The sequence below is a fragment of the Mucilaginibacter gynuensis genome, from assembly GCF_039541195.1.
GTDB lineage: Bacteria > Bacteroidota > Bacteroidia > Sphingobacteriales > Sphingobacteriaceae > Mucilaginibacter > Mucilaginibacter gynuensis.
In genome coordinates, this window is sequence record NZ_BAABFT010000003.1 from 454,393 (window position 1) to 466,894 (window position 12,502).

The 12,502-nt window shown below is 46.0% G+C and carries 10 protein-coding genes; 9 read left to right on the top strand and 1 reads right to left on the bottom strand.

Annotation, left to right across the window (positions count from 1 at the left end; translation table 11 throughout):
* Positions 1 to 101 precede the first annotated feature (101 nt).
* The 7 genes from ABD894_RS08205 (at position 102) to ABD894_RS08235 (ending at position 9,124) form a co-directional block, all read left to right on the top strand.
* Positions 102 to 626, top strand: coding sequence for a DinB family protein (locus ABD894_RS08205; RefSeq protein ID WP_345210525.1), 525 nt, complete (start codon positions 102 to 104; stop codon positions 624 to 626).
* Between the two features lie 21 nt (positions 627 to 647).
* Positions 648 to 1,664 (top strand): NADPH-dependent aldehyde reductase Ahr, encoded by a 1,017-nt coding sequence (ahr, locus tag ABD894_RS08210; RefSeq protein ID WP_345210526.1) that lies wholly within the window; start codon positions 648 to 650, stop codon positions 1,662 to 1,664.
* Positions 1,665 to 1,809: 145 nt separating this feature from the next.
* Positions 1,810 to 2,124, top strand: coding sequence for a hypothetical protein (locus ABD894_RS08215; RefSeq protein WP_345210527.1), 315 nt, complete (start codon positions 1,810 to 1,812; stop codon positions 2,122 to 2,124).
* Between the two features lie 574 nt (positions 2,125 to 2,698).
* Entirely contained in the window at positions 2,699 to 3,838 is a 1,140-nt protein-coding gene (locus tag ABD894_RS08220) for an efflux RND transporter periplasmic adaptor subunit (protein WP_345210528.1), read from the top strand.
* Between the two features lie 10 nt (positions 3,839 to 3,848).
* On the top strand, positions 3,849 to 7,034 hold the full coding sequence (locus ABD894_RS08225) for an efflux RND transporter permease subunit (protein WP_345210529.1): 3,186 nt from the start codon (positions 3,849 to 3,851) through the stop codon (positions 7,032 to 7,034).
* Between the two features lie 5 nt (positions 7,035 to 7,039).
* Positions 7,040 to 8,464 carry an efflux transporter outer membrane subunit gene (locus tag ABD894_RS08230; RefSeq protein ID WP_345210530.1) on the top strand — a complete coding sequence of 475 codons (1,425 nt, stop codon included), beginning with the start codon at positions 7,040 to 7,042 and terminating at the stop codon, positions 8,462 to 8,464.
* An 87-nt stretch (positions 8,465 to 8,551) separates the two neighbouring features.
* Positions 8,552 to 9,124 (top strand): thioredoxin family protein, encoded by a 573-nt coding sequence (locus tag ABD894_RS08235; RefSeq protein WP_345210531.1) that lies wholly within the window; start codon positions 8,552 to 8,554, stop codon positions 9,122 to 9,124.
* A 169-nt stretch (positions 9,125 to 9,293) separates the two neighbouring features.
* Here the strand turns inward: ABD894_RS08235 and ABD894_RS08240 are convergent, their stop codons facing one another.
* The gene (locus ABD894_RS08240; protein WP_345210532.1) at positions 9,294 to 10,118 is read right to left on the bottom strand and encodes an alpha/beta fold hydrolase; all 825 of its coding nucleotides are present in this window, start codon (positions 10,116 to 10,118) and stop codon (positions 9,294 to 9,296) included.
* A 244-nt stretch (positions 10,119 to 10,362) separates the two neighbouring features.
* Between ABD894_RS08240 and ABD894_RS08245 the strand changes: the two genes are divergently transcribed.
* Both ABD894_RS08245 and ABD894_RS08250 read left to right on the top strand, forming a co-directional pair.
* Entirely contained in the window at positions 10,363 to 11,184 is an 822-nt protein-coding gene (locus tag ABD894_RS08245; RefSeq protein ID WP_345210533.1) for an SDR family NAD(P)-dependent oxidoreductase, read from the top strand.
* A 62-nt stretch (positions 11,185 to 11,246) separates the two neighbouring features.
* Positions 11,247 to 12,440 carry an MFS transporter gene (locus ABD894_RS08250; protein ID WP_345210534.1) on the top strand — a complete coding sequence of 398 codons (1,194 nt, stop codon included), beginning with the start codon at positions 11,247 to 11,249 and terminating at the stop codon, positions 12,438 to 12,440.
* Positions 12,441 to 12,502 lie beyond the last annotated feature (62 nt).

Genomic DNA, 12,502 nt, shown 5'->3' on the forward strand with positions numbered 1-12,502 from the left:
TTTAGTCAAGGATCTTTTAAGGTTTTTGATACCATAAATAGCACTATCGGTGCATCGGAGGGCCTGCATTTTCAGGGTAATTTTGCTTTTATACGATCACGATGTGGTCATTAATAGAAAAAAATATGTATTACCGGATCAATGAATTTTTGGAAGACTGGCTAAATGAGACAGGAAAGACCACTAAGGTTTTTTCTATGATCCCGGAAGCCTCAAAAGACATCATCGTTCACCCCAAAGTAAGGGCGTTAGGCCGCCTTGCTTTTCACATACCACAGATCATAGTTCAGATAGGGGTTCAAACAGGGCTCATGGCTCCTCCTGAGCTTCCCGAAGATCCGCTACCGGGAACGATGACCGAGACCAATAGCTTATATCTATCCATTCATGAGCAAATGGGAGAAGCCGTAAAGATCCAATGGCAAGATGATATGCTTGAAGATGAAGTGGACCTTTACGGTCATAAATGGCGAAGAGGTGATGTATTATCATTGCTTACTCATCATGAAGTGCATCACCGAAGCCAGATGATCATCATTATGAGGTTAGCCGGCCTTCAGGTCCCAGGCCTTTACGGACCTGTGAGGGAGGACTGGGAACAACTGGGTTTGCCGATAGCGAAATAACAAATCATAACCATTTTAAATATGACTAAAGTAAATGCATGGGCCCAAATGGAGCCAAATGGGAAATTGGTACCCTATACTTATGAACTGACACCTGTCGATGCGGAAGAAGTGGAAGTAGAGATAGACAATTGCGGACTATGTCACACCGACCTTTCGGCGCTGAACGGCGATTTCGGCTTACCCCGCCCGATCGTTGCCGGTCATGAGATCACAGGACGTATCGTTGCACTGGGCGAGGTCGCTAAAAACAAAGGTCTCTCAGTTGGACAAACGGTCGGGATCGGCTGGAATAAAGAAAGCTGTGGGCACTGTGATCAATGCCTTAACGGTGACCCTCATCTCTGTGTGAATTTAAAAACGATAATTCTTGGCAGCAACGGCGGGTTCTCAAGTCGTATCAAAGCACATTGGTTGTGGGTGATCCCTGTTCCTGAAGGAATAGATGCAGCAGATGCCGGACCACTTTTTTGTGCAGGTATAACGGTTTTTTATCCGTTATTGGAATATGGCCTGAAACCTACGGATAAAGTCGCCGTATTTGGCATTGGGGGCCTGGGGCATCTCGCCGTACAATTCGCGCATGCATGGGGAAGCGAAGTTACTGCGTTTTCCTCCACGGCAGCCAAACACGATGAAACTTTAAAACTTGGGGCTGACCGTATCGTGTCAAGTCGCGATAGCGCCGGATGGGAGCATCTTAAAGGGACGTTCGACCTGATCATTGTCACGGTCAGCGTATCTCTGGAATGGGACAAGATCATCGCAATGCTTGCCCCCAAAGGCCGATTACACTTTGTGGGTATACCATACGAGGCGATCCCGGTTTCCGTCCTGTCATTGCTCATTCCTCAAACCAGTGTTTCTGCTTCGCCGGCAGGATCACGATCAGCTTTCAAAAAAATGCTCGACTTTGCGTCCAGGCATAAGATCAAGGCCATGATCGAACATTTCCCGATGAGTAAGATCAATGACGCTATCGAACATCTTGAGTCGGGTAAAGCAAATTATCGTGTCGTCCTTGATGCTGATTTTTAACATCGCTCAGGTTATCACCCCGTTTGTAGAACATTATCACCAAGTCGCATAGGGAAGATCGGTACAAGCCCGATCTTCCCCGTCGGCAGAGCATACCATTTCAAGGCGAAGACGGCCTGACACTTAAATATCAAATTCTAACACCATGCAAGAAAATTTCCATTATGAGACCGTTTCAGAAGCGATAAGAAAACTGAGAGCGGATGGATTTGTTAGCGATTTTAATATTTCGGGCACTTTCGTGAATTCCGGAAGCAAAACGTTTACGGCGGATGAACTGGAGATCATTGACCTTTACCGGTATGAAGGTGTTTCCGATCCCGCAGATGAAGCTTTGGTCTTCGCTTTGGCGACATCGTGCGGTAACAAAGGTATCTTGGTCACCGGTTATGGACCTTCAGTTTCTGATGACGAAGCGAAGGTCATTCAGCATTTGCATTACCGTTTTAAAAACGTTTAGCATCCCCAAACCTTTTATTTCATCTTGCCTTTATTACAATTCAAGGAACGGCAAAATAACGTACCGTCAAGGTCCGAATTATTTTATAGATACTCCTGATTTAATGGTCGATCCATGGATGTTTATTGCCATTTTTTCATCCGACAAGGTCATCCGTTCTCGGGGGATCCTGAACCTCGTCGATCGGCTCCAGCAGGTAAGAGTTTCGTGTAATAGATGGACTACCACTGCCGTACTCCTAACAAACCACAAGCCCGTCCACTATCTGTGATGGAATTTGCCATGATCTACGCGTAGCCCTCGTAAAAAAAAACAGCCCATTATTTCCCTTACACTCAGGATCCGCTAACCCGCTGAAATTATCGCATGTGGTTGATCTGCCGCCCGGTCATTTCGTATTCCCATAATGGATCTGATGTTGTTGTTTAATATCTGATCTAACAGGCAAAGCCCTGATCGTCATCATAAAAACATTTTAAGTATTACTGAAAGTCATACCATAAATGCAGCTATATGTGCAATAAAACCGGACCTCCCTCAATATAATTTTGGCCTATCATAACATCGACATAACATGAGATACTTAACTTATTTAGTTATCGCTTGCGTTCTGCTAACTGCATGTTCAGGAAGCGCGCCAGTTCAAACCATTGAACCATTGCAAGTTCCTGTGCTTCAGGTGCAATCAGGATCTGGTATCACTTACAATGATTATCCTGCCTCTATAGAAGGGAAAGAAAATCTCGAAATACGGCCTCAGGTTAGCGGCATTCTGACAAATATCTTTGTTGATGAAGGGGCCTTTGTGACCAAGGGACAGCCTATATTCAAGATCGACCAGGCTCCGTTCTTGGAAAAATTGAACAATGCGAGAGCTTTGTTGCGATCAGCACATGGCGCATTAGCCAATGCACAATTAGAGATCGAAAAATTAACGCCATTGGTGGCGGGAAAGGTGGTCTCAGAATATCAATTAAGAACTGCCCAACAAGCAAAGGAAACAGCACAGGGCAATGTCGATCAGGCAAATGCTGCTATTGCTTCCGAAAAGATCAATTTGGGTTATACCCTGATCAAGGCCCCCTGTAACGGGTATATCGGTCGCCTGTTAAAAAAACAGGGAAGTCTGGTAGGACCAAATGATCCTGCAGCACTTACTGACCTGTCAGATGTTGAGCAGGTCCGTGTCTATTTCGCGTTCGGTGAAACTGATTTTATCCAATTCAAGAAACAATACGGCGGAACGACCATCGCGGAAAAAGTAAAACGTGTTCCACCTGTACAATTGATACTTGCTGATGATAGTATCTATTCCGTTAGAGGAAAGATCGATCTGTTCGATGGACAATTCGACAAAAATACCAGCGCGATCACCATCCGTGCAACTTTTCAAAACACGAACGGCTTGCTGAGATCCGGTAATACGGGCAAGATCAGGATGGGTATCGGATACGCAGGCAAAGTGATCATACCACAGTCAGCTACGGGAGAGATGCAGGACAAAATTTTCGTCTACGTGATACAGCCTGATAATAAGGTACAAAAACGCCTGATCACCATCTTCGGAAAGACAGGTGAAAGCTACCTGGTAAAAGATGGATTGAAAGCAGGTGAAAGGATCGTCACAAAAGGCTTTGATCACCTGCAAGATGGAGATACGGTCAAACCCGAACTTGTTTCCAATACCGCACAGCGTCTTGTCAAAAACAATTAACTTCTGGATTATGCTTAAAAGATTTATAGAACGCCCCGTATTGGCGACAGTAGTTTCTGCCATATTGGTCATCCTCGGGGTCATGGGTATCTATACGATCCCGATGGAAAGATTTCCCGATATCGCGCCACCCGCTGTACAGGTGACCGCTAATTATCCCGGAGCCAACGCCGAAACCATTTTACGTTCGGTCGCACCTTCGCTGGAGGAAGCCATCAACGGCGTAGATAACATGACCTATATGAGTTCGGTGTCCAGTAATGACGGCTCGCTGGTCATCTCGGTATTTTTCAAATCCGGTACAGATCCGGACCAGGCTGCTGTCAATGTGCAGAACAGGGTTTCTCAGGCAACCAGTCAGTTGCCTGCAGAGGTCGTTCAACGCGGGATCGTAACCTCCAAACAAATGAACAGTCTGATGCAAGCGGTAACTATTTACAGCGAAAATAAAGACTATGACCAGGTTTTTTTAGCCAACTATGCCAACATCAATATTATACCGGATCTGAAAAGGATCGCCGGGGTCGGTCAGGCATCGATCATGAGTGGCAGTAAAGAGTACTCTATGCGGATCTGGCTTAAACCACATCAGCTTGCCGCTTATCATATGTCGACAAAAGAAGTATTGGATGCCATTAATGATCAAAACCTGGAGGCCGCCCCAGGAAAATTCGGGGAAGCCAGTAACGTGGCGTTCGAATACGTTATTAAATATGATGGTAAATTAACTACCGCTGACGAATACGCCAATTTTGTGATACGGGCCAATAATGACGGCTCTCTTTTGAAACTTAAAGATGTCGCCCGTGTAGAGTTCGGATCTTACACTTATAACAGTGAGAACCTTGTTAACGGGAAGCCTGCGATCACCATGCTGATCTCGCAATTACCCGGTGCAAATGCCAATGAGATACAGATCGCGGTCAATAAATTATTTGAAAAAGTAAGCCACAAATACCCGAGAGGTATGCACAATTTGAGTGTATATAGTACGAAAACAGCGCTTGATATGTCGGTTGAACAAGTTAAACATACGTTGATCGAGGCATTTATCCTGGTCTTCATCGTTGTTTTTTTATTCCTGCAAGATTTTCGTTCTACGCTGATACCGGCTATTGCCGTACCCGTTGCTATTATCGGAACTTTCTTTTTTATGAATGTGTTCGGTTTCACGGTGAATCTACTGACGCTTTTCGCACTGGTCCTGGCCATTGGTATTGTGGTAGATGATGCGATCGTGGTGGTAGAAGCGGTGCATGCGAAGATGGAGCATAAGCATTTAAAGCCAGCACCTGCAACCCTGGAAGCGATGCATGAGATCACCGGCGCGATCATCTCTATTACACTGATCATGTCCGCTGTGTTTTTACCGATCGGCCTAATGAAAGGATCTACAGGTATGTTCTATCGCCAGTTCGCCTTCACACTGGCTATCGCGATCGTTATTTCAGCAGTGAATGCACTGACCCTAAGCCCCGCGTTATGCGCGCTGCTTTTAAAGGATCTCCACTCGGCAGAAAACGGACATAACGAAAGACCGAAAAACTTTTCAGGCAGGTTTTTCCTGGCCTTCAACGTCGGCTTTAAAAAGCTGACCGATCGTTATACGTCCATCCTTAATTTCCTGATGCCTAGAAAAGTGATCATTATCGGCATACTTGCCGGTATTATTGTCTGCACTGTTTTGTTGATCCGGAAAACGAAGACCGGATTCATCCCTACCGAGGACGTAGGATTTCTTGCGGTGGCTATCAATATGCAGCCCGGTGCTTCCCTGGAGCGTATGAAGGAGCTAAACGCCGCAGCAAGAGAAACCTTAAGTACAATGCCCCAGGTCGCCGCGGTCAATGTTCTTTCCGGTCTGAATTTCCTGACCTCGTCAAACAGCCCTTCTGCTTCCGCGATCTTCATCATTATCAAGCCCAAGGAAGAACGAGGCCCGGTAAACACTGTTGCCGAGATCCTCGCCGAGGCGCAGCAGAGGCTTAATAATATCAAGGGGCTTGAGCCTTTCGTTTTCGAGTTTCCCTCTATTCCTGGCTTTAGTAATGTGGAAGGTCTGGATGTTGTTCTACAAGACAGGACCGGCGATGTTAAACTGGACAAATTTGCCATAGTTGCAAATGACTACATAACCGCCTTGATGAAGCGGAAAGAAATAGGCTTTGCCTATACTACTTTCAGATCGAACTATCCGCAATTCAATATGAAGATCGATAAGCTGAAGGCCAAACAACTGGGTGTCAGCATACGCGATATCCTCACCACCATGCAGGCCTACTACGGAAGTGTCCAAGCCTCGGATTTTAACCGTTTTGGTAAGTATTACCGCGTTGTTGCCCAGGCTGATATTAAAGACAGAACAGATCCTAGCACGCTCCAGGGTGTATACGTTAAAAATCAAAGGAATGAAATGGTCCCGATCGTAACGCTCGTGAAGCTTGAACGGGTGTATGGTCCGGAATCTGCGACCAGATATAACCTGTTCAATTCGATCAGCATCTCTGTCGCCCCCAAAAAAGGATTTAGTTCGGGTGATGCCATCAAAGCAGTAGAAGAGGTTTCTAAAACATACTTACCAGAAGGTTATACTCAGGAATTTTCCGGTCTGACCAGAGAACAGATCAGCTCCGGGAGCCAGGCTGTGGTCATTTTCGGCCTGTGCCTTATTTTCGTCTACTTTCTTCTTTCTGCGCAATATGAAAGCTATATATTACCTTTCGCGGTCATACTTTCTATCCCGATAGGCGTTTGCGGCGTCTTTACAGCCATCGGAATGGCAGGCATAGAAAACAATATTTATGTCCAGGTCGCTCTGATCATGCTGATCGGATTGCTTTCCAAAAATGCTATCCTTATCGTTGAATTCGCGGTCCAGCGAAGAAATTCCGGTTCAACACTTGTCGATGCGGCTATTGAAGCAGCCGGTCTGAGGATCCGCCCGATCATTATGACCTCGCTGGCATTTGTTGTCGGCATGATCCCGATGATGCGCGCGACCGGTCCATCGGCGAACGGTAATCATTCTATCAGTATCGGAGCCGCTGGCGGTATGTTGTTCGGCGTAGTGATCGGTCTCTTCGTCATCCCCGTACTGTTCGTCATCTTTCAAGGATTCCAGGAGAAGGTCAGTAAAAAAGATGTGGATCTACAATTACGAACTGAAGACACCCAACCGGAAACCCTGATGCAATAATGACCATGAGAAAGATAAAGAATATATTGATCGCTGTAGGCACCTTGCTAACCGCAGGTGTTTGGTCGGCATGTAAAGTAGCTAAAGATATCGAGAAGGCTGATGCCGTATTGCCGGCCGTCTTCCGCAACAATGCCGATAATACCGCGGACAGCACATCGGCCGGAGATGTCCATTGGAGAACTTTCTTTGTCGAACAGGAGCTCAAAGACCTGATCGATTCAGCTTTACACAGAAATAATGACCTGCTGATCGCGATCAGGAACATCGAAGCGGCCGATCTTCAGCTGCGACAGGCCAAGCAGGGAAATACCCCGATCATCGGGGTCCAGGCAACAGCTTCCACCAACCGCCCCTCGGACAACAGTCTTAACGGTTTATCGCTGACTTCCTTTTTGGGGCAGAAACATGTGGAGGATTATACACTTGCGCCTACATTATCCTGGGAGGCTGATATCTGGGGAAAGGTCCGAAGCAGAAAGGCTGCGGCTTTGGCAACCTACCTGAGATCAGGGGAAGCCCGAAAATTATTGCAAACGCAACTGATCAATAATGTTTCCAAAGGTTATTATAACCTGCTACTGCTTGATGCCCAGATCGCGATCGCCAAAAGGAATGTCCTGTTGAACGACAGTACACTCAGCATCATCTTGCTTCAGTATAATGCCGGACAAGTATCTTCACTTGCGGTCCAACGCGCGGAAACACAAAAACTGGCTGCTGAGCGTTTGATCCCGCAGTTCGAACAAGCTTTTAACATCCAGGAAAATGCGCTTAGTATCCTTTGTGGCAGGCTCCCGGGCCCGGTTTTGCATAAGCGAGGCTTACGAGATCTTGAAGTTAATGATCAGTTGAACGCCGGGATCCCTTCGGATCTTCTCAAAAGGCGTCCGGATGTGCGGCAAGCTGAATTAGCCTTGGCAGAGTCCAATGCGTTGGTCGGTTATGCTAAAGCGAACATGTACCCTTCACTCACGATCACCGCGCAAGGCGGGCTGGATGCATTTAAAGCAAGTAACTGGTTCAACATTCCCGCGTCCTTATTCGGAACCGTGGTCGGCGGGATCACCCAGCCAGTTCTCAACCAGCGTAAGTTAAGAACAGCTTATCAAACGGCACTTGTACGTCGGGAGCAGTCCGTCATCGCCTTCAGGCAGTCTGTACTGCTCGCTGTCGGTGATGTTTCAGACGCTCTTATCAGTATCAACAAACTCAAGGAGGAAGAACTATTCCTTCAGCAAAGAGCAAGAACGCTGAATTCGGCTACACGCAATGCGCAACTACTGTTTTCGAACGGCCTGGCCAATTACCTTGAGGTTATAACGGCGCAGGAAAATGTACTTCAAAGCGAACTTGATCTCGCTATCGTGAGAAGGTCACGGCTGGATGCCGTGGTCGACCTCTACCGGTCACTCGGAGGAGGCAGGTAATACAACATTCCTCTGATATAATTATTCAAAAATAACGATTCCGGTATTATTAAAGTCTGATAAATAGACCGGTAAAAAGTAATCAATATGACTTTAAAAGCCTATATCCATTATTTTAAATCTGTTCTGAATGGGGTTGAGTTGAACGCCCCCTACGATAACCCTGAGTATCTTAACTATGTCCGGCTGAACTGCAGCAGGCATCAACGCTGGATGAAGATCGGTGATGTCGATCCTGATCTGGAGGCGATGACAGATATGCTAAATGAGCCCCAGAAATGGATCTTTATTACAGAACCGTGGTGTGGAGACGCTGCACACATACTGCCTTTTGTCGTAAAACTAACTCAAGATAATCCTATGATCGATCTGGAGATACAACGGCGTGATCATGAACCTTTTTTGATCGAAAGATATCTCACTGGCACTAGTAGGTCCATCCCTAAACTGATCATCAGGGAAAAAACAGGTACCGATCTTTTAGTTTGGGGCCCCCGGCCCAAACGTTGCCAAGCGCTTTACGATCGTTTGAAGAATAATCAGGAAGAAGATGGGAAATTGCATATCGATATACAAAACTGGTACAACAAGGATAAGGGAATATCTTTCCAGCGGGAGTTGCTGGGCCTGATGAAAAAGGTATCGAAAATACGTTACTAGGCTACCAGTTAACTTTATTTAAAACAAAAGAAGGTCCGCCGGATCTGAAAATAAAAAGTGTTAAAGTAAATTGTTCGATATCAAAGCCAGTACCTAAAGGTACCGGCTTTAATTTATACTTCCCGATCATTTCGCATTACCAGCTAGCCGGGACCAGCATTTTACCGGGTCAGTATGTGTGATCGCGTTTGTATCCATTACTGACCCACTCGGTTATCAGTTCCGCATAACTTTCGTGTGTGTCTTCCCAGGCGTAGTGCCCGGAAGGCAGTACATGAAACTCGTTGTTCGGTAACCTCTCATGGAGAATTTCCCCATTTTTTAATATCGCTAGAGGGTCGGTTTCCCCCCAGATGATGAGCACAGGTAACCGCAGGTTATCCATGTCCAACTTTGAAAGACCGGCTGGCAGTGATTTTAAGAATTTCATAGTGTCCCAAAATCTTCCGTCTTCATAGCTGACCAAGTAGTCTTCACGCACATCATGCGACAATTGATAGCTGGTCATGTTGGCCAGCGCGCCATTAATGATAGCCTTTGACCCATAACTTTTGAGCGTATCCATATCAGGGTCGAGTATCATCCCGGTCAGTATCCCATCGGAACAGATAGGTAACACGCAAGCCGCGCTGCCAACGACCGCACTTTTTATCCTATCCGGATGATATTGACCGACGAACATAGCTACGCTCGATCCGACATCAGGGCCTACAATATGCATCGGACCCAGATCGAAATGGTCGATAGCTTTTTTTACAAAGCCGGCCATAACCACGGGGCTCAAAAGCGCTTCCCTTATTTGGGATCTCCCGAATCCGGGAAGATCGATAGCGATCACATTGAATTTTTCCGCGAGTTTATCCCATATCGGTTCAAACGCCCAGATACTCTCAGGTAAGGGATTAAGCAATAAAATACTTTCAGCAAAGCCTGAAATGCTGGCTGCATAACGGATAGCCAGGTTATCGATGATTGTTGTTTGGATCGGTGACATTTTTTCCTTATTGAACTTGAGATCAAAATTAACCTATCATTTCAACGGAGATCTGTACAGATAGAGCACTCTGTTGTATCATTAGCCTGTATCTTGGGAAGGTCACCAATCGGCAACAGCAGCAAGCCGATAAACGTTTTTCTGTACTATTCTTCAGCTGATTTGGACTAATGCAAGGGCGTGGATCCCGGTACCTTTGTCTTATTCATTAACAGAACACGAAAAACAATAAAAATAGAACAAGATGGCAAAGACGATTTTCATCACAGGGGCTTCAATGGGATTCGGTAAACTATGGGTAGAAGCATTATTGGAACGGGGAGATAATGTAGCAGCAACCTCAAGGACCGCGGATGCCTATCAAACTTTAAAAGAAAGATATGGTGAGCGTTTTTTACCGATCCAACTGGATATTACGGACAGAAGCGCTGCAATAGCAGCAGTACAGCGAACGAAAGAACATTTCGGATCACTGGATGTCGTGATCAATAATGCAGGCTACGGATTGTTTGGCGCTATAGAAGAGGTAGATGAGCAAGCGGTAAAGGATATTTTTGAAGCAAATGTTTTCGGAACACTTTGGGTGACCCAAGGTGCGGTCCATATATTCAGAGAGCAGAAACATGGCCATATCATACAGTTATCAAGTGTTTTAGGTATATGGACGTTACCTACGCTCGGTATCTATAATGCGACCAAATTTGCTGTTGAGGGTTTAAGCGAAGCGCTGGCAAGCGAAGTTGAGCAATTCGGGATCAAAGTTACATTGATCGAACCGAACGGTTTCACCACAGATTTCGGAGGAACCTCTGCCGTACAAAGCGGATCGATCCCGGCCTACGACGATCTGAAGTCGTCACTTGCGCACACTGAAGGCCTTTTACCAGAAGATTATGGCGACCCGAAAGCAACTGTTCCGGCTATTCTTCAGCTGATCGATGAAACGAAACCACCTTTGCGTTTATTCCTCGGCAAGGTCGGCTTACCAAAGACAGAAAGAGTATATGCGGAAAAACTGCACACCTGGAAGTCATGGGATCATGTTGCCATAGCCGCCCATGGTTAATTGACCTGCGGTATCTGACCGCGGGTCAGATCCCATTCTACGCACCAAGAAGATCTTGATCAATGAAACAGCAAAGTTTAAAATTCCTTCATGTCAGCACCCTGCTGGCATTTATCCTTATTCCGTTAGGCGGTCTGACCACGGACATATATATCCCTTCGCTGCCATCTATGGCCCAGGGACTTGGCGTAAGCATGAGGTCAGTTCAAGTGACCTTATTGCTTTTTATGATCAGTTCCGGGATCAGTCAGCTATTTATTGGGAGCATATTGGACAGTTTTGGCAGGTACAGGATCAACGTCGCAGCATTGATCACTTTTTCAATAGCCAGTTTTGTCATTGCAACGATCCCCAACATTCAGGTCATCTACGCGATGCGGATCGTTCAGGGTATTACCGTATCACTGATCATCGTAGGTAAGCGGGCATTTTTCGTAGATATGTACCGTGGGGAACAGCTGAAACACTATACCAGTCTTTTCTCTATCGTTTGGGCCACAGCCCCGATCGTTGCGCCGTTCATCGGCGGTTACCTGGAAACACATTTCGGTTGGCGATCAAACTTTTACCTGCTTGGTTCACTAACTGCACTGGTATTGTTTTTCGAATTGAGATATACCGGAGAAACCTTGCAGACCTCCCGTGCTTTTAAACGGGCAGATATTGCCGAGGTTTACCGGATGATGCTGGGTACGCGCGACTTCACACTGGGTTTGTTGATCATTGGTTTCAGTTATTCCCTGTTGGTGGTCTACGGCATGGTCAGCCCTTTCATAATTGAGAAAAAGTATGGGCTTAGCCCGCTGGTATCGGGTTATAGTTCCCTTGCTTCGGGAATTGCCCTGATGAGCGGAGGCATCATTTCAAAAATACTCATCAATAAACCTTTACTTTTTAAGATCGTCCCCGCTACCGTTATTTTGCTGTTACTCGTTGCGGGAATGGTACTCACAACGGCATACACTGAGAACATTTGGATCCTGGTAGGCTTCACTTTACCGTTACATGTTATTTCCGGCTTTGTGTTTAACAACGTCTATGCGTATTGTCTGCAGCGTTTTACACAAAGCGCTGGTACAGCTAGCGGTCTTACCGGTGGTGGTATTTATGTGATCAGTTCGGTCGTAGGATATGGCCTGATAAACTTATTTAACATCAGGTCTGCGCATTCATTTGCTTATATCAATCTGATCATCGCGTTGCTTATGGCTGCGGCTGTCGCCGTTTTTGTAAATGTTAAAAAAGTAAAGCAATAAAAGAACCTGCGGCCGTTGCCTGAAAACAGTGTCACCTAGTAAACATAGAACATTTACAAAAC